Below are 17,679 nucleotides of genomic sequence, written 5' to 3'. Positions count from 1 at the left end.
CACGTGCCCCGGCCGGGGGCCGGGGCACGTGGCGTGACAGGTGTGGCTACTTCATGCCGGACGTCTTGATCGACTCGACGATCTGCCGCTGGAAGGTGAAGAACAGCGCCAGCATCGGGAGGGCCGCGACCGTCGCCGCCGCCAGGATGTAGTTCCAGTTGGAGAGGTACTGCGTCTGGAACGAGGCGATCCCGAGCTGGACCACCGTGAGGCTCTGGTCGCTGGTGGCGACCTGCGGCCAGACGAAGGCGTTCCAGTTGGCGAGGAAGAAGAACACCGCCAGCGCGGAGAGGATCGGCCGGGACATCGGCAGCACGATGTTCCAGTAGACGCGCCAGTGCCCGCAGCCGTCGATTACCGCGGCCTCCTCGAGTTCCTTGGGCAGCCCCAGATAGAACTGGCGGAGCAGGAAGATGCCGAAGGCGTTGAAGATGGCCGGGACGATCAGTCCCGCGTAGCTGTCCAGCAGGCCCAGTTCACGGGCGACGATGAACAGCGGGATGAGCACCACGGGCGCGGTGACCAGGAGGGTCGAGAAGATCGCCATGAAGATCTTCTCGCGGCCGGGGAACCGCAGCCGTGCCAGTGCGTACGCGGCCATCGAGTGGAACAGCAGCGCGGCGATCGTGATGACGGCCGAGATGAAGAAGCTGTTCCAGAGGTAGCGGACGAACGGGACCTCGGTGAAGACGTAGACGAAGTTCTGGATCGTGAACTCCGTCGGGATCAGGTTGCCGTCGGTCACCGTCGAGCGGGTCTTGAAGGCCGCGGAGACCATCCACAGCACCGGCAGGACGCTGATGACCGCCGCGACGGCGGCCAGCGCGGTCAGGCCGACGCGTCCGGACAGCAGCCGCCGGCCGCCCACCACGTTCACTTCACTCGCCATCGTCGAACCTCCCGCCTCTCGTGAGCTTGAAGATCACCGCGGAGCAGACGACCATGATCAGCACCAGGAACGAGCCCATGGCCGACGCATAGCCGTACTCCCCGAATCCGAACGCCTGCTGGTAGATGTAGAAGATCGCCAGCGAGGTGCCGTTGGCGGGGCCGCCGTTGGTGAGGACGAAGATCAGGTCGAGTCCGCCGGTGATGGCGGCGACCGTCGACATCAGCAGGACGAAGAAGCTGGTGGGGCGCAGCAGCGGCCAGGTGATGGTGCGGAACGTGGTCCACGGCCCGGCGCCGTCGATCTTCGCGGCCTCGTAGTACTCCTTGGGGATCTCCTGGAGCCCCGCAAGGAAGATGATCATGTAGTAGCCCATCATCACCCACACCATGACGGCGATGACGCAGCCCAGTGCGAGGGTGGGATCTCCCAGCCACGACTCGCCCTCGAGGCCGATGGCCCGCATGGCCCGGTTGACGGCGCCGACCTGCTCGTCGAGGAGGAACTTCCAGAGCACGCCGACGACGACCAGGCTGACGACGTACGGCAGGAAGAGCGCGGTGCGGTAGGCACCCATGCCGGGGAGCTTCTGCTTGACGAGCAGCCCGAGGCCGAGGCTCACGCAGAACAGGACGGGGACGAGGATCACGACGTAGAGGCCGGTGACCTTCATCGAGTCCCAGAACAGCGGGTCGTCGATCATGCGCTCGTAGTTGCCGAGCCCGATCCACTCGTAGCTGCCGAAGCCGCTGACCTGGAAGAAGCTCAGGAAGATGGAGAGCACCATCGGGATGCCGACGAAGAGCGTCAGGCCGATGGCGTCCGGCGCGAGGAAGAGGCCGGCGGCGATCCACTCGCGCTGCTTGCGGCCGAGTCCGCGCCGGGGCGGTGCGGGCGCCGGGGCCGCGGGCGCGGCGGCGGGCCGGTGGTCCTGTGCGGCGACACTGCTCATATCAGGCTCGCCCCCTGGTAGCTCTTGGCGTAGGCCGCGATCGATTCGGCGGCTCTTTCTGTCTCACTCGCCACGCTGCGGCCGGCGAGCATGGTGCCCTGGATGGCGTCGGAGATCGCCTTGTAGACGACCGGTGGGTAGCGCGGTTCGGCGCGGCCGCCCGGGAACACCTCGTCCTTGAACTTCTTCATCGCCTCCGAGTCGTAGCCGCCCTTGGCGGCGCCGCGTTCGAGGGCGGTGGCGCGGGGCGCCACGTCCGACTTGGCGCGGGTGCACCAGTCGACCATCCGGTCGATGGAGTCGTCGCTCATGGTTCCGAGCGCCCAGGCGCAGAACTCGGCCGCTGCGTCCGGGTTGCGGCCCTGCGCGTTGGCGCAGAAGGACCAGCCGCCGAGTGCGGTGGTGTACTCGCCGCCCTCGGGTGCGGGGAGCTTGAAGACCCCGTACCGGTAGTCGGGGGCGTACGCCTTGAAGCTGGAGACCTGCCAGATGCCCTGCTGCCACATCGCGACGTTCCCCGCCTTGAAGGCGCTGATGACGTCTCCGGCGGCGGGCAGGGTCCGCGGCGTGATGCCGTGGCGTACCGAGTCCTGCCAGAACTGAAGGGCCTGGCGGGTGGCCGGGGAGTCGAAGGCGACGTTGCCCTGCTTGTCGAGGACGTCGCCGCCGCCCTGCCACATCCACGGGTACCAGGTGAAGTTCTGGTAGTAGCCGGGGTTGGTCTCGAAGACGAGGCCGGCGCGGGTCTTCGTGCGCAGCTTGTCCCCGATGTCGAGCATCTGGTCCCAGGTGGTGGGGATGTCGGCCTCGGACAGTCCGGCCTTCTCCCAGGCGTCGACGGCGTAGAACATCGACAGCGGTTCGACCTCCATGGGGAGGGCGTAGACCTTGCCGTCGACGGTACGGCTGTCGAGCGCGGTACCGAAGTCGGCGACGGCTTCCTTGTCCATGTGCGGGGTGAGGTCCGCGAGGACGCCACCGTTGTAGTACCGCAGGAAGTCCCCGGGGCTGAGCAGGAAGATGTCCGGGCCCTGGCCGGTGGCGAAGGCGGAGGGCAGCTTGAAACCGTTGAGGTAGGTCGGCTGCGGGAGGTACACCAGCTCGATCTTGGTCTTGTGGGTGGCGTTCCACCGGTCGACCATGTCGACGAACCATTTGGACTGGGCGTTGACGGCCGGGTCGGGCGACCGTTGCGGTCCGTAGAAGTTCCAGAACTGCAGAGGGCCGTCCTTCGCCTGGGCCGTGCCGCAGCCGCTGAGCAGGCCGGACGCCGCGGTGGCGACGCCCGCGCCGGCCAGCGCGGTGAGGAAACGGCGGCGTGTCGGGGCCGGATGCCCGGCGTCGTTGCCGTGCTGGAGCATGCGCGCGCTCCTGTCGGAGGTGAGAGGGAGAGGTGGGAGCGTGGGGGGGTTGTGTTCCTGGTGCGGGTCGTACGGGGGGTCGGGGGCGCGGCTGTCGGCCCCGGCGCTCACCGCGGTCGTCAGTCGACCTCGAGGGTGAGCAGGTCAGGGGTTCGCGGCAGCGAGGCGCTGCTCGGCGCGTCCAGGTAGAACAGGGCGGTGCTCGCGATGTCGTCGCTCGTGTGGCGGTAGCGGTGCGGCAGGCCGTTGCCCTGACCGGGGCCGATGCCCAGGCTCTGCACCGTGATCCGCAGGTCCTCCGAGAAGTGGACGGGGTCGAGAATGTGCCAACGGTACATTCCGAACCGCTGCTGGCTGCTGTAGAGGCCGTCGGGGCGCAGGATCTGGTTCAGGCCGAGGTAGGGCGTGGTGTAGGCGGTGTAGCCCTGGCCGGGGACGTCGAAGTTCCAGGCGCCGCCGAAGTAGTCCTCGGTCCCGGTGCCGCAGATCGTGGGGAACTCCTCGTCACCGTCCATGAAGAACTTCAGCTCACCCTCGCCCCACCAGCCGGGGCTGTTGACGCCCCAGGCCAGGTAGGTGCCGACGTAGCTGCCCGCGCCGGTGACGCCCTCGAGGAGGGTGTGTTCCTCGCCGAAGGGAACGGGGTGGCTGCGGCGCCACTGCGCGTGGAAGTACGTGGAGTCCTCGGGGACCTCGCCGAGCTCGTAGTCGACCTGGTAGTAGAGCGTCACCGTCTCCGCGGAGAGGTTCTCCAGGGTGATGCGGGCCGCGCGGCGGAACGGCATCGGCCAGTAGGCGTTGAACCCGCCGTTGGGGTTGGCCGCGACCGGGACCGAGGACACCTGGCTGAACGTGTTCCACCCGTTGCAGAAGAAGTCGCCGAGCGGCACCTCGACCGCCGGGGTCTCCTCGCCCTCCCAGTGGATGCGCAGCAGGGTGCTGCGCCACGCGGCGTGCGGGGCGGTGGTGCACCACAGGTGGCGGATGGTGCCGGGGCCCTCGATGTCGGCGAGGGTCGCGGTCCCGCCGGCCGCGATGTCGATGCTGGGCGAGATCTTCCAGCCCGGTCCGAGCCGGGAGGCCGCGACCGCCCCCGTCCCCTCGGTGGCCCTGCCGCCGCCCGACTTGGCGCCGGTGAAGTTCTCGGCGCTGATGGAGCGGCTGACGGCACGTGCCTTACGGGAGAGGCCGTCGAGTCCAAAGGTCGTCATGGTTCTGTCTGCTCTCGCGGGGGTGAGGTTCTTGGATGTGCACCGCGTGCCGCACTGCCGGCGGGGGACGCGGGAAAGGACCGAGTACGTCGCTGCGACGCCTGAAATCCATTTCACGGCAACGTAGGTACAGCCCCGCACCGTGTCAAGGCACCCAGGGCAAGATTCTTCCATTGTGCAGGCATCCGATACGCAAGGCTTGACGCTGAAATCGATTTCTGCCAGCGTGCACGCCATGCTTCGCAACGCAGTCATCGGTGTGGACATCGGCACGTCCAGCAGCAAAGGGGTCCTCGTCGGACTCGACGGCACGCTGCTGCACTCCGCCGTCAGGGAGCACACCCCCGCACGCCCGGGTCCCGGGCGGTTCGAGATGGACGCCGCCGTGTGGTGGCGTGAGTTCACCGAGCTGACCCGGGAGCTGACCGCCCCGGCCGACGCCGCCGTGATCGCCGTGGGCGTCAGCGGCATGGGCCCGTGCGTCCTGCTCACCGACGAGAACGACGAGCCCCTGCGCCCGGCCGTCCTCTACGGGGTCGACACCCGCGCGGTCCGACAGATCGAACGCCTCGACGAGCAACTGGGCGCCGCGGAGATCCTCGCCCGCTGCGGCTCCGCCCTCACCACGCAGGCGGCCGGCCCCAAGATCGCGTGGGTGGCCGAGGAGGAGCCCGAGCTGTACGCGCGGGCACGCCGCCTGTACATGCCGAGCTCCTGGCTGGTGCGCAAGCTCACCGGCGCCTATGTCCTCGACCACCATTCGGCCAGCCAGTGCACACCGCTGTACGACACGACGGCCCAGGAGTGGTACGCGCCCTGGGCACAGGCCGTGGCCCCCGGCATCGAGCTGCCCGCCCTCGCCTGGTCCGGCGAGTCGGCCGGCGTGCTCACCTCCGAGGCGGCACGCGCGGCGAACCTGCCCGCCGGCATCCCCGTCACCACGGGCACCATCGACGCCTGGGCGGAGGCGCTGAGCGTCGGCGCGCAGCGGACCGGCGATCTGATGCTGATGTACGGCACGACGATGTTCCTGATCCACACGGTGCCCAAGCCGCTGACCAGCCCGTCCCTGTGGGGCACCGTGGGAGCGCTTCCCGGCACCCGCAACCTGGCCGGCGGCATGGCCACCTCCGGCGCCGTGACGAACTGGCTGCGCGACCTGGTCGGCGCCGCGGACCATCCCGAGCTGCTGAGCCTCGCGGAGGCGGCGGGCCCCGGCGCCAACGGTCTGCTGATGCTGCCGTACTTCTCCGGCGAACGGACCCCCGTCATGGACCCCGAGGCCCGTGGCGTCATCGCGGGGCTCACCCTGTCCCACACCCGCGGCGACCTCTACCGTGCCGCGCTCGAGGCCACCGGCTTCGGCGTCCGCCACAACATCGAGGTCCTCGAGGCCGCCGGCGGCGACATCCGCAGGGTGGTGGCCGTCGGCGGCGGCACCCAGGGCGCCCTGTGGACCCAGATCGTCTCCGACATCACGGGCAGACCGCAGGAGCTGCGGTCCACCTCCATCGGAGCGAGCTACGGCGGCGCGCTGCTCGCCGCGCAGCTGGTCACCGACGCGTCCGTCGACGACTGGAATCCCGTCCGGCGGACCGTGACGCCCAGGGCGGAGAACGCCGCACGGTACGACGAGCTGTACGCGCTCTACCGCCGGCTCTACCCGGACACCGCTGCTGTCGTCCACTCACTCGCCGCACTTCAGGACCGCTGAACCCGGGAAACCCACCCGGCCCGACCCGTACCTCCCCGCAACACACTACGGAGACCGAGAGCGCATGACCTCCTACACCCTCCCCGAGCCGCACCGGGCACCCGCCGCGGAGCCCGGCACCGTCTACACCGTGGCCAGCGGCGACCTGCGCCCCAGCGCCAACACCACCTGCTGGCCCGCCCAGCAGAAGCTCGAGAGCGACCTGGCCGCGGCGCTCGCCGATCTCGGCCGGCAGGTCCGGCGCGGGCACGAGGTCGACCCGGAGAAGGGCCACGGCTTCATCGACAGCCAGCGCGCCGGCATCGAGGTCTTCAAGAACATCCCCAGGGACGCCCCGCTGATCGTCGTCGAGGGCGTCTGGCAGTACAGCCACCACGTGATCGCCGGCCTGCGCAGCCACCGCGGGCCGATCCTGATCGTCGCCAACTGGAACGGCGAGTACCCGGGCCTGGTCGGTCTGCTGAACCTCGCGGGCAGCCTCACCAAGGCGGACATCGCCTACTCGGTCCTGTGGAGCGTCGACTTCACCGACGAGTGGGCGCGGCAGGGGCTGCGCACCTGGCTGGAGACCGGCACCCTCGTCCATGACACCGGCCACGTCCGCGACCTGCCGGCCCTCCCCGAGGACCCGGAGACGGAGCTCGGTGTGGCGCTGGCCCGGCAGCTGCGCGAGGAGAAGGCGATCATCGGCGTCTTCGACGAGGGCTGCATGGGCATGTACAACGCCATCATCGACGACGAGCTGCTCAACCCCCTCGGCATCTACAAGGAGCGTCTGTCCCAGAGCGCCCTGGTGGCCGAGATGCGCAAGGTCTCCGACGAGGAGGCCCAGGCCGTGCGGGTCTGGCTCGACAAGGCGGGGATGACCTTCCACACCGGCACGGACGAGGCGACGGAGCTGACCGACGCCCAGCTGCTCAGCCAGTTCAAGATGTACATAGCCGCGCTGCGCATCTCCGACGACTTCGGTCTCGACGCCGTCGGCATCCAGTACCAGCAGGGTCTCAAGGACATGGTCCCGGCGAGCGACCTCGCGGAGGGCCTGCTCAACAACGTCCAGCGGCCGCCGGTGCTGAGCCGCGACGGCGCGCGCGAGCTGTACGCGGGGGCGCCGCTGCCGCACTTCAACGAGGTCGACGAGGGCGTGGCCGTCGACTCCCTGGTCACCAACCGGATCTGGACGGCGATGGGACTCGACCCGGCCACCACGCTGCACGACATCCGGTGGGGCGAGGAGTACGAGGGCCGCTTCGTGTGGGTCTTCGAGATCTCGGGGTCCGTGCCCGCGTCCCACAACGGCGGATACGACAAGTCGTGGAGCATGCGCCAGCCGCCCATGTTCTTCCCGCTCGGCGGCGGCACGCTCAGCGGCGTCTCCAAGCCGGGTGAGATCGTCTGGTCGCGGGTCTTCCTGATGGACGGGAAGCTCCACGTCGACATGGGCCGTGCGAGCGCGGTGGAACTGCCGGAGGAGGAGACACAGCGCAGGCTCGAGGCGACCAACCGGCAGTGGCCGATCATGCACGCCGTACTGCACGGCGTCAGCCGCGACCAGTTCATGGCCCGCCACCGCGCAAACCACCTGAACGTGGCATACGCGCCGGACGCGGAGACCGCGGACAAGGCGCTGCGTGCCAAGGCCGCGCTCTTCGCCGAGCTCGGCCTCGAGGTTCACCTGTGCGGGGACGTCGCGCTCTAGCGGCGGTCCGCCGGGTGCTCACGCCGAGGAGGGGGCTGTCCGGCGGCAGTCCCCTCCTCGGCGTTCCCCGGCCTCCGTCCCCCGCGTCACCCGGGCGCCACGGGGCCGGGGAGGCCCGCCCGGCGCATCATCTTCGTCCTCTGACTAGCTCCGACCCCGCGAACAACGGCAGCATGGGGAACAGCGCGGTACATGACCGCGTACGGAGGCGGTGCGCGTTGTCACGGGCGAGTTTTGCGTTCTGCGGGGCCGAGCTGGCCGCTGTCTACGTCCTCACCGAGGGTGGCGACGAGCTGCGGCTGGCCGAGGTCGTCGGTGACCGCGGCGCGACGTACGCGATGCCGGCCGTCATCGGCCTCGGCAGCCGCTCCCCCGCCACGGACGCCTACCGCGCCGCCCGGCCCCTGTGGCTGAGCCCCGCGGAGCTGGCCGCGTACGCCTCCGGCGACCCCCGTGGAGTGACCCCCGTGGGCCCCGGGACGCTGCCCCCCAAGTTCTCGCTGGGCGCCCTGCCGCTGGGACACGGGGCCGCCAAACTGGGCTGTCTGCTGGTCGCGGGCGAGACGGGAGACGGGTTCGACGCGGACCGCCGCAGCCTGCTGGAGCTCTACGCCGATCAGGTGGCCGCCGGGCTCGAGTCCGTGCCGGCCCGTGTCGTCGGGCGCTCGGGGCCCAGGACGCACCCGGGGCCCACGCTGGTACCGCTCCACGGCGGCGCGTTCACCCTGACGCTGGAGACCGGGCACATGGAGGCGGACGAGCGCGTGCTGGAGCTCCTCGGGATCGCCCCGGAGGACTTCGACTCGCGGGTGGAGACACTGTTGTCCTGCGCCGTCCCCGACGACATTCCGGCGCTGATGGCGGTGGTCGAGCCGGGCAGGCTGTCGTCCTCCGGGGAGCAGCTGGCGTTCCGTATCCGCAGGCCGGGCGGTGAGCTGCGCTGGCTGGGTCTGCGCTGCCGGCTGCGGTTCGGCGCCGACGGCATGCCCGAACGGGTGCTCGGCGTCGTCGCGGACGCCGTCTATCTGCGCCCCACCGACGACGAGGTCGCCATCGTGCAGGGGCTGTCCGCCCGGCTGGCGGGGGCGAGCACCGTGCGCGACGTCAGCCGCATGGTCGTCGACGCTCTGCGTCAGCCCTTGGACGCGAGCCGGATCGCCGTCGCGGAGCTGGACGCCGACCGGCTGCTGGTCACCATCCTCGACCCGCCGGAGCCCGACGCGTGGCCGGGCGTGTGGCAGACGGAGTGGCGGTCCGAGTGGCCGGACGCGTCGTGCCACTCGCTGCCCACGCTGCAGAACGCGCTGCGGGACGGCCATATGAGCCTGTGGCCGCCCGGCGCTGACCTGGAACAGGGTCTCATCGGCATCGGCCCCGGCGGGCTGGCGGTCGTCCCGCTTCCGGCCGACGGACGCCTCATCGGCGTGTGCCTGGTGGGCTGGGACACCGAGCACGAGTTCGCCCCTGAGGAGCGGTCGCTGCTGACGGCGGTCGCCGGACTGGTCGGCAACGCCCTCAGGCGTGCCCACGCCCTGGACGCGGGGCACGAGCTGGCGAGGATGCTCCAGCGCAGCCTGCTGCCCCGCAAGCTTCCGGTGCTGCCCGGCGGCGTCGCGGTCGCCCGCTATCTGCCCGCGACCGTGGGGCTGGAGGTCGGCGGCGACTGGTACGACGTGATCCCGCTTTCCGACGGGCACGTGGCACTCGTCATCGGCGACGTGCAGGGGCACAGCGCCGCAGCCGCCACCATCATGGGCCAGATGCGTACGGCGGTCCGCGCCTACGCGGTGGAGGGCCATCCCCCGGACGTGGTCGTCTCACGCGCCAACCGGCTGCTCGTCGGTATGGAGACGGACCTCTTCGCCACCTGCCTGTACGTCGATCTGGACATGGAGGAGGGCATCGCCATCTTCGTCCGGGCCGGGCACCTGCCGCCCTTGCTGCGCCATCCGGACGGCAGGACGGAGGAGCTGGTGGTGGAGGGCGGGCCGCCGCTGGGTGTCCTCGCGGACGCCGAGTTCACCATGACAGAGGCGGGGCTGGCCCCCGGCACCCTGCTCACGCTGGTCACCGACGGCCTGGTGGAGTCGTCGCAGCTTCCCCTGGAGGACGGCATGCGCCGCGTGGGCGAGGCCCTCGGCGCCGCGGACCCGTCGGACATCGGGCGGGTGGCCGACGAACTCCTCGGCACCGCCGACGGGCGCGACGACGACGTCGCGGTGCTGCTGATGCGCTACGACGGGTCCCGGGTGCGTCCGCTTCGGACCCACTGGACGGTGTGGCGCCTCACGAACGCCGTGCTCCACGCCCGGCGTTTCGCCGCGCGCACACTGCGTTCCTGGGGGGTGGCGGACGAGGTGGACATCGCGCTGCTGGTGGTGTCCGAGCTCGTCACCAACGCCATCGCCCACACCCAGGGCGAAGTGGGACTGGACCTGACGCTGTCGTCGGACCGGCTGCGGATCGCCGTGAACGACACCTCGCCCCGCTCCCCGGTGATCCCGGCGGACCTCGACTGGGAGGCGACGGGCGGCCGAGGTCTGCTCATCGTCGAGGCGACGACGGCGTCCTGGGGCTCGCTGCCGCTGAGCGGCGGCAAGCAGGTGTGGGCGGAGATCGAGGTGTCGGGCACCGGGAGGTGACATCGGGAGCCGACAGGTTCTCGAACTCACCTTCCGGCCAAGGACGTTCGGGCCGGTCGGCGGCCGGTGCAGGGGACAAGGGGATCCGCGATGGGGACCGCCCCGCGGCATTGTCACGCCGGAGTTCAGCGGATAGCAACGCGGGCGTCGTCCCTCACGTCCCCGACGGCCGCGGCTGCTCCGGCGGGACCGAGCTCTCGGCCGCGTCCATCCACTGGTCCAGGTCGGCCTGGGTGAACTCCGTCCACGGTGGCATCTCGGGAAGCCGGCGGAGGAGGTCGTAGGCCTCGGGGATCTGCGGGCCGCGGAGGACCGGGGTGTGGCAGCCTGCGATGACCTCGGCGTCCAGGTGCTGGAAGTCGGTGACGACCGACCCGAACTTCCGGGTGTCCGCCAGGGCGACCCACGGGGAGACCAGCCGGCCGCCGAAGAGCTGGCCGTCGCGGAATTCGTCCGGGGACAGCGCCGCTGTCTCGGGCACGGGGGCCGGCACGTTGGTGGCGAAGGTGTCGACGGCCCACAGGACGTCGGTCTTCGAGTCGAAGAGGGCGCGGGTCGTGGGATTGTCGTACAGGGGCGGTCGTTTGGCGACCAGGGTGCGGTCGCCCGCGTCGATGGTGTCGCCGTCGGTCATGAAGCGGCACCGGTTGACGGGGGTCTCCCACTCCTCGGCCATGCGGCCGATGGAGAACCATGTCGTCAGCAGGGTCGCGTTCGGGCATTGGGCGAGGGCCGCCAGAAGGTTGCCGGCGTGGTCGCGGTCGTCGTGGGTGAGGAAGATCCACCGTACGTCCAGGGGATCCACGACCGACCAGGCTGCCTCCAGCCACTGGGAGCGCACCGCGGGCGCCCCGGTGTCCACAAGGACCGGTTCGGCTCCGCGGATCACCATCGAGTTCATCGGGAAGTGGCCGACCGGCGGGGCGTCGAGGGCCCACGGGATGACGAACGTCTCCTCGGCGATCTTGTACGGCTGCAGAAGGTTGAACGTTTCCAAGGTGGTCATCGCTGCTCTCCCTCGGGTGGAGTCGACGCAGCGTCGATGAATCCAGTGCAGCCCCGTGCCGGGGCCGTCGTCAAGCGTCGAACGCGTGACGGCCGGCTTCGGTGAGCGACGGCGCCGGGGCTCTCACCCCGGCAGGCGTACGGCGCAGGCGGCCGTGTGGCCCGGTGGGACCGGGACGTCGGTGAGCGACCAGCCGGGCAGGGCCGCCGGGGCGGGGCCGGCTCCCACATAGGTGACCGCGGGGTCCTCGGCGAGGCCGATGCCGACGCCTTTGAGGTACGCCTCCTTCCGGGTCCAGCAGCGGCCGACCGAGGCGGGACGGGCCCCCTGCGGTACGGCGGCCAGCTCCGCGCGCTCACGCGGGTGCAGCATGGCGCCGATCTCGGCCGCCGCCTCCGGGGACGGGTCGGCCTCCACGTCGACGCCGACGGGGGTGTCCGCGAAGGCGAGGAGGGCGAGGTCGCCGGAGTGCGCGAGGGAGAAGTGGAAGGGCGCGTCCGCCGCGGCCGGGCGGCCGTGCGGCTCGCCGCAGCCGGGGCACGGCTCACGGACGAGGCCGACGGCTGCCGGGTCCTCGTCCAGGTACGCGCCGAGCAGGCGCCTCAGCACCACGTGCGCGACGCGGTACCGGTCGCGGTCGCGATCCCGCACGAACGCCCGGGCCCGGGCCCGCTCCTCGGCGTCGAGCAGCCACTCGTCCGCGGCGGCCCGTGCGGCGTACTCGCTCGCCCGCACACACCACAGGCGTGGTCCCGGACCGGCGTCCCAGCCCCGGGGCAGCCGGTCCCTGCCCGTGCCGAGGAGGACCGGGACACCGCTCGGCGGTGCGCCGCGGGCCGGGTCACGCGTGAGCACACCCTGCACCGTCATGCTCCGGACGCTGCCGGGCGCCGCTCGCGGCCGTCGACGAACGTCGCCACGACCTCGATGTCGCCGATGCGCGAGGGGCTGACGCGGCGCGGATCGTCCCCCAGAACGACCAGGTCGGCGCGTCTGCCCGGGGCGAGGGTGCCCGCGCTGTCCTCCCAGTGGCAGGCGTAGGCGGCGTCGACGGTGTAGGAACGCAGCGCCTCTTCGACGGTGATGCCCTCGTCCGGGCCGATCAGCCGGCCGGACCCGGAGGCGCGCTCGACCATGAACTGGACGGCCCGCAGCGGTGATCCGTCGGTGACCGGACGGTCGGAGCTGCCCACCAGGTTGATGCCGTGGTCGAGGAACGCCCTGCCTCGGTAGAGCCACGGGGCCCTCGCCTCGCCCATGACGGACGCGTAGTCGTCACCGAAGTAGCGAAGGAAGTTGGGCTGGACGACGGCGCTCGCGCCGAGCCGTGCGAGCCGGGGAAGCTGGTCGGGCCGGATCAGGCCCGCGTGTTCGATGCGGTGGCGGGCGCCGGGGCGAGGACGGAGTCGCTGTGCCCGTTCCAGGGCGTCGAGCGCCAGGTCGGCGGCGCGGTCGCCGATCGCGTGGACGGCCAGCTGCCACCCGGCGAGATGACCGTCCACGATGGTGTCCGCGATGCGCTCCGGGTCGTCCTGGAACTCTCCGGTGTGTTCCATGCCGTGGTACGGGGCGGTGAGCGCGGCGGTCCGGGCCATCATGCCGCCGTCGGTGTAAACCTTGAGGGCGCCCACGGACAGCCAGTCGTCGCCGAACCCGGTCCGCAGGCCGAGGTCGAGGGCGCGGGGTATGCCGTCGGAGCGGTGGGAGCCGACGGGGCGCAGCGTGTCCGCGGCCACCATGAGCTGGACCCGCAGGGGCAGTCGGCCCTGGTCCCGCAGGAGTTGATAGGCGCCGAGCTCGACGGGACTGTGGCCGAGGAGGCCGCCGCCGATGCCGGCCTCCGCGCAGGCCGTGACGCCTTCGTCCAGGCAGGTGCGGGCGGCGCGTTCGATCGCGTCGGCGAGTTCCTCCTGCGCGTACGGCAGCCGCAGCCGGCGCGCCGCGGTCATGGCGCTCTCCGCGAGAAACCCGTCCTGGTGCGGGACATCGGCCGGAAGCAGTTCCAGGACGGCGCTGTTGACCACGCAGCCGTGTCCTGAGTCGTGCATGATGAACAGCTTGTGGCCGTCGCTGACCTTGTCCAGTTCGGCGGCGGTCAGATGGCGCCCCAGGGCGCGCTGGTCGTAGCCGCCGATGTCGACCCAGCCGCCGGATCCCTGGCGTGCGACGGCGTCCGCCACGACCGCGAGCACGTCGTCGACCCGCTCGCACGGGGCGACGCTGGGTGTGCTCGCCTTCAACCCCGCCCAGGCGAGGTGGACATGGGCGTCGATGAATCCGGGGAGCACGGTGGCGCCCTGGAGGTCGATCACCTCGCGTGCGGGCAGCGAGGACACCGCGTCGTCCAGGCCGACGATCCGGCCGCGCCAGATGCCCAGTTCACGGGCGACGGGATGCCGCGGGTCCATGGTGACGATGTTCGCGTTCGTCAGCCTTGTGCAGAGCATGGGCGGTCCGTCCCTAGGATGTCCGGGCCATGGCACGGCGCTTGCGGGCCGTGGGCACCATGAGCGGAGTGCCGGTCTCGGGGTCGTCGATGATCCGGCAGGGCAGGCCGAACACGTCCTCGACCAGCTCCGCGGTCATGATCGCCGCCGGGTCGCCCTCCGCGGCGATGACCCCGCCGGCCCTCATGACCACCAGGTGACTGGCGTAGCGGCACGCCTGGTTGAGGTCGTGCAGGACCGCGACGATCGTGTGGCCCTTGCGTTCGTGCAGATCGGCGCAGAGGTCGAGGACCTCCACCTGGTGGGCGATGTCGAGATAGGTGGTCGGTTCGTCGAGCAGGAGGACGGACGTCTGCTGGGCCAGCACCATGGCGAGCCAGACGCGCTGCCGCTGTCCGCCGGAGAGGTCGTCGACGGGACGGTCGGCGAGTTCCAGCACGCCGGTCTGCCGCATCGCGGCGATCACGGCGTCCTCGTCGTCTGCCGTCCACTGCTTCAGCAGCCGCTGGTGCGGGTAGCGGCCCCGGGCCACCAGGTCCCCCACGGTGATGCCGGCAGGCGCTGTCGACGACTGCGGCAACAGGCCGAGCCTGCGGGCGACTTCGCGGGAGCGGTACGACGAGATGGCGGCGCCGTCGAGGTACACCTGTCCGGCTGTCGGCCGCAGCATCCTGGCCAGCGCCTTGAGCAGGGTGGACTTGCCGCAGGCGTTCGGCCCGATGATCACGGTGAACGAGTGGTCGGGTATGACGACCCCGAGCGAGGTGGCCACGGTCCGCTGGTCGTAGGAGAGGGTGAGGTCCTCGGCCCGGAGCCGGGCCGTCGGGGCGGTCGTCGCTGTCATACGCGGCTCTTTCGTGACTCCGTGACCAGCAGCCAGATGAGATACAGCCCGCCGATGGTGCCGGTCGCCGTGCCCACGGGCAGGAGGGCGGGTGAGAAGACGCGCTGCACCGCGAGGTCGCTCCCGGCCAGCATCACGGCGCCCATCAGGGCGGCCGGGATGAGTCCGGGGCCGGGCGACCGGATCAGTTTCCTCGCCACTTGAGGGGCCGCCAGCGCGATGAACCAGATCGGCCCGGTCACCGCGGTGGCGAACGCCGCGAGCGCGACGCTGACGAACAGCAGGGCGACCCGGCTGCGTGTCACGTCGACGCCGAGGGCCGTCGCCGTGTCGTCGCCCATCTCCACCATGGAGAGCCGGCCGGCGAGGCCGAAGGCGAGGGGCAGCAGGACGGCGACGGCCACGCCGATCGCGATCGCGTGGTCCCAGCCGCGGTTGCCCAGGCTGCCGATCAGCCACGCCTGCGCCTCCAGCGCCTCCTGCCAGCTTGCCCGGGTGATCAGGTACGAGTTGACGGCGAGCAGCAGGGCGCTCACCCCGATGCCCATGACGACGAGCCGGAAGCCCTGCAACCCGCCGCCGAACACCAGCAGGTAGACGACGGCGGCGGTGGCCAGCCCTCCGATCAGCGCCCCGACGGCGATCTGGGTCATGCTGCCGTGGAACACGACGATGACGACCAGCGCCCCGGTCGCCGAGCCGTTGGTGAAGCCGATGATGTCCGGGCTGCCGAGGGCGTTACGGGTCAGGCTCTGCAGGAGCGCGCCGCTGACGGCCAGGGCCGCCCCGACGCACAGCGCGGTCACCAGCCGGGGCATGCGCAGGGTGTTGACGATGAAGTCCGCGCCGCCCGATCCGCTGCCCGCGAGCGCCCGGAGCACTTCGCCGACCGACAGTTCGAAGTCGCCGGTGGTCAGGGAGACCCCCATGATCACCACGAGCGCGGCCAGGAGGACCGCCGTCACGGCCAGCGTACGGCCCTGGACGCGCAGGGAGACGCGTCCGCCGCGGGTGCGGACGACGCTTCCGCTGATCACGCGGGGCTTCGACGGCTCGGCCCGCCCGTCACGTCCGGTCGGTCCGGTCGCCGGGGTCCCGGACTCGCGTACGGCGTTCACAGCATGGCCGGCTTCCGTCGGCGGCACAGCGCGAGGAACAGCGGAGCGCCGAGGAACGCGGTGACGATGCCCACCTGTACCTCGCCGGGGGCGCCGATCACCCGGCCGAGTGTGTCGGCGCCGACGACGAGGATCGGCGCGAGCAGCATCGAGTACGGCAGGAGCCACCGCTGGTCGGGGCCCACGAAGTGACGCGCCACGTGCGGCACCACGAGTCCGACGAACCCGATCGGGCCCGCGGCGGCGGTGGCGGCGCCGCACAGCAGCATCACCGCCAGCGCGCCGAGCGCCCGGGTCCGGCCGACGTTCACCCCCAGCGCACGCCCCAGCTGGTCACCCATGGCCAGCGCGTTCAGCGACGGGGCGAGCGCCAGGGCGATCACGACACCCACCACGACGAAGGGCAGGACGACCCGCACGCTGCCGAAGTCCCGGCCGGCGAGCGCGCCGACCGTCCAGAACCGGAACGTGTCGAACGCCCGCGGATCGAGCAGCAGCACCGCCGAGTTGAAGGCGTAGAGGACGGCCGTCACCGCCGCTCCCGCGACGACGAGCCGGTCGGGGGTGGCAAGCGTCCGGCCCGCGGAGCCGAGCAGGTGGACGACCACGGAGGCGACCGCGGCGCCGGTCAACGCGAACCAGACATGGCCGAGGGCCGACCCGACACCGAGGAACGCGATGGCCACGACCACGCCGGTCGAGGCGCCCAGGCTCACGCCGAGGAGACCGGGATCAGCGAGCGGGTTGCGGGTCAGCGCCTGCATCAGCGCCCCCGACAGGCCCAGCGCCGTGCCCACGAGCACGCCGAGCACGGTCCGCGGGATCCGGTAGTCGTGGATGATGACCGCCGCGTCCGAGCCGTCGGGCTGCCACAGCACGCTCCACGTCGAGGTGAAGGGGATGTCCCTGGTGCCGACCCAGACGCTGAGCAGCGAGATCAGGACCAGCACGCCGAGCGCCACGAGGAGTCCGAGGCCGCGCAGCGCCGCCACCGCGGCCCGCCGGGTCGGGGGCGCGGCCGGATCGTCGGCACCGCTTCCGGACGGCGCCCGCGCCTCGACCAACAAGCGATACCCCCTGGTGGCAAATCGCGTAGCACGCAGGCAATGTGACGAAGTCACACAGTGACTTAGGTGAGGCTAACCAACTGTCGCCGGAGGGTCAACGCCCTCGCACTTTCCGCCATTTCACCCGGAGGGAGCCGCTCTTGGGACAGCGGCCTGAGCCGGCGCGCCCCGTAGGCGGACCGAAGGAGACTCAGGGCCCGGCCCGGCGAACCGGGAGGCGAATCAGGGTAGCCTTACCTGACTTGCCTACATCTCCTCGGAGGTACCGCATGCTCGACGGAGGACCGACGGGGGGCCAGGTCCTCCGAAGGGCGATCGGCGGCCGGCGTCGCCACATCGCCGCGGCTTCGCTGCTCGGCATGACGCACCAGGCGTGCGAGGCGATGGTTCCCGTCGTCATCGGCATCATCATCGACGACGCGGTGGCGACCGGATCGTCGGGCGCCCTCCTGGCCGGACTGGGGCTGCTGGCCGCGCTCTTCCTCGTCCTGTCCACGTGCTACCGGACCGCCGCCAGGATCACCGACGGAGCGGGCGAGCACGCCGCGCACCGGATCCGGCTGGAACTCGGCACCAAGGTGCTCGATCCGCGCGGCGGCGCCGACACGGGCCGGCTCCCCGGTGCGCTGACCGCCGTCGCCACCGGCGACGCCGAGCGGGTCGGCGCCGTCGCGGCAGCGCTCTCGTACGGCGTCTCGGCCGTCGCCGGACTGGCCGTCAGCGCGGTGG

Annotated in this window: 13 protein-coding genes and 1 pseudogene; 4 read left to right on the top strand and 10 right to left on the bottom strand. The window is 71.3% G+C overall.

What is annotated here, in order from left to right:
* Window positions 1-46: 46 nt before the first annotated feature.
* From ACWGH4_RS14575 to ACWGH4_RS14560, 4 genes are all read right to left on the bottom strand, one after another.
* Window positions 47-889, bottom strand: coding sequence for a carbohydrate ABC transporter permease (locus tag ACWGH4_RS14575; RefSeq protein ID WP_453460106.1), 843 nt, complete (start codon window positions 887-889; stop codon window positions 47-49).
* Window positions 879-1,841 (bottom strand): carbohydrate ABC transporter permease, encoded by a 963-nt coding sequence (locus ACWGH4_RS14570; protein ID WP_453460103.1) that lies wholly within the window; start codon window positions 1,839-1,841, stop codon window positions 879-881. Before ACWGH4_RS14570 ends, ACWGH4_RS14575 begins: the two co-directional genes overlap by 11 nt.
* Window positions 1,838-3,202: an extracellular solute-binding protein gene (locus ACWGH4_RS14565; protein ID WP_453460100.1), complete on the bottom strand. Its 1,365-nt coding sequence runs from the start codon at window positions 3,200-3,202 to the stop codon at window positions 1,838-1,840. Before ACWGH4_RS14565 ends, ACWGH4_RS14570 begins: the two co-directional genes overlap by 4 nt.
* A 119-nt stretch (window positions 3,203-3,321) precedes the next feature.
* The gene (locus tag ACWGH4_RS14560; protein WP_453460097.1) at window positions 3,322-4,413 is read right to left on the bottom strand and encodes a glycoside hydrolase family 172 protein; all 1,092 of its coding nucleotides are present in this window, start codon (window positions 4,411-4,413) and stop codon (window positions 3,322-3,324) included.
* A gap of 235 nt (window positions 4,414-4,648) precedes the next feature.
* Here ACWGH4_RS14560 and ACWGH4_RS14555 point away from each other — a divergent pair, with 235 nt between their 5' ends.
* The 3 genes from ACWGH4_RS14555 (at window position 4,649) to ACWGH4_RS14545 (ending at window position 10,468) form a co-directional block, all read left to right on the top strand.
* Window positions 4,649-6,127, top strand: a complete 1,479-nt coding sequence (locus ACWGH4_RS14555) for an FGGY-family carbohydrate kinase (RefSeq protein ID WP_453460094.1) — start codon at window positions 4,649-4,651, stop codon at window positions 6,125-6,127.
* A gap of 64 nt (window positions 6,128-6,191) precedes the next feature.
* A complete protein-coding gene (locus ACWGH4_RS14550; protein ID WP_453460091.1) occupies window positions 6,192-7,826 on the top strand; it encodes a fucose isomerase in 1,635 nt (544 codons plus the stop codon).
* A 218-nt stretch (window positions 7,827-8,044) separates the two neighbouring features.
* Entirely contained in the window at window positions 8,045-10,468 is a 2,424-nt protein-coding gene (locus ACWGH4_RS14545; protein ID WP_453460088.1) for a SpoIIE family protein phosphatase, read from the top strand.
* Window positions 10,469-10,622: 154 nt separating this feature from the next.
* On the opposite strand, the gene ACWGH4_RS14540 is transcribed toward ACWGH4_RS14545, so the two are convergent.
* The 6 genes from ACWGH4_RS14540 to ACWGH4_RS14515 all read right to left on the bottom strand — a co-directional run bounded on the left by ACWGH4_RS14540 (window position 10,623) and on the right by ACWGH4_RS14515 (window position 16,950).
* Window positions 10,623-11,474, bottom strand: coding sequence for an MBL fold metallo-hydrolase (locus ACWGH4_RS14540; protein ID WP_453460085.1), 852 nt, complete (start codon window positions 11,472-11,474; stop codon window positions 10,623-10,625).
* Window positions 11,475-11,597: 123 nt separating this feature from the next.
* Entirely contained in the window at window positions 11,598-12,344 is a 747-nt protein-coding gene (locus tag ACWGH4_RS14535) for a 4'-phosphopantetheinyl transferase family protein (protein ID WP_453460083.1), read from the bottom strand.
* Window positions 12,341-13,921, bottom strand: coding sequence for an amidohydrolase (locus tag ACWGH4_RS14530; protein ID WP_453460081.1), 1,581 nt, complete (start codon window positions 13,919-13,921; stop codon window positions 12,341-12,343). Before ACWGH4_RS14530 ends, ACWGH4_RS14535 begins: the two co-directional genes overlap by 4 nt.
* 13 nt (window positions 13,922-13,934) lie before the next feature.
* On the bottom strand, window positions 13,935-14,765 hold the full coding sequence (locus ACWGH4_RS14525) for an ABC transporter ATP-binding protein (RefSeq protein ID WP_453460078.1): 831 nt from the start codon (window positions 14,763-14,765) through the stop codon (window positions 13,935-13,937).
* Window positions 14,762-15,730 carry a FecCD family ABC transporter permease gene (locus tag ACWGH4_RS14520; RefSeq protein ID WP_453460108.1) on the bottom strand — a complete coding sequence of 323 codons (969 nt, stop codon included), beginning with the start codon at window positions 15,728-15,730 and terminating at the stop codon, window positions 14,762-14,764. The genes ACWGH4_RS14525 and ACWGH4_RS14520 overlap by 4 nt, the downstream gene beginning before the upstream one ends.
* 149 nt (window positions 15,731-15,879) lie before the next feature.
* The gene (locus ACWGH4_RS14515) at window positions 15,880-16,950 is read right to left on the bottom strand and encodes a FecCD family ABC transporter permease (RefSeq protein WP_453460075.1); all 1,071 of its coding nucleotides are present in this window, start codon (window positions 16,948-16,950) and stop codon (window positions 15,880-15,882) included.
* A 359-nt stretch (window positions 16,951-17,309) separates the two neighbouring features.
* Between ACWGH4_RS14515 and ACWGH4_RS14510 the strand changes: the two are divergent.
* Window positions 17,310-17,679 (top strand): annotated as a pseudogene (locus ACWGH4_RS14510) (ABC transporter ATP-binding protein); the annotation flags it as partial.

It is taken from the genome of Streptomyces sp. NPDC054847 (assembly GCF_053610925.1).
The sequence above is the reverse complement of the archived record's forward strand: the minus strand, read 5'-3'. Positions and strand labels throughout refer to the sequence as shown.

Bases quoted from the DNA above. Each gene is read 5' to 3' on its own strand.
- ACWGH4_RS14575 (WP_453460106.1), bottom strand. From the start codon at position 889: ATGGCGAGTGAAGTGAACGTGGTGGGCGGCCGGCGGCTGCTGTCCGGA.
- ACWGH4_RS14570 (WP_453460103.1), bottom strand. From the start codon at position 1,841: ATGAGCAGTGTCGCCGCACAGGACCACCGGCCCGCCGCCGCGCCCGCG.
- ACWGH4_RS14565 (WP_453460100.1), bottom strand. From the start codon at position 3,202: ATGCTCCAGCACGGCAACGACGCCGGGCATCCGGCCCCGACACGCCGC.
- ACWGH4_RS14560 (WP_453460097.1), bottom strand. From the start codon at position 4,413: ATGACGACCTTTGGACTCGACGGCCTCTCCCGTAAGGCACGTGCCGTC.
- ACWGH4_RS14555 (WP_453460094.1), top strand. From the start codon at position 4,649: ATGCTTCGCAACGCAGTCATCGGTGTGGACATCGGCACGTCCAGCAGC.
- ACWGH4_RS14550 (WP_453460091.1), top strand. From the start codon at position 6,192: ATGACCTCCTACACCCTCCCCGAGCCGCACCGGGCACCCGCCGCGGAG.
- ACWGH4_RS14540 (WP_453460085.1), bottom strand. From the start codon at position 11,474: ATGACCACCTTGGAAACGTTCAACCTTCTGCAGCCGTACAAGATCGCC.
- ACWGH4_RS14535 (WP_453460083.1), bottom strand. From the start codon at position 12,344: ATGACGGTGCAGGGTGTGCTCACGCGTGACCCGGCCCGCGGCGCACCG.
- ACWGH4_RS14530 (WP_453460081.1), bottom strand. From the start codon at position 13,921: ATGCTCTGCACAAGGCTGACGAACGCGAACATCGTCACCATGGACCCG.
- ACWGH4_RS14525 (WP_453460078.1), bottom strand. From the start codon at position 14,765: ATGACAGCGACGACCGCCCCGACGGCCCGGCTCCGGGCCGAGGACCTC.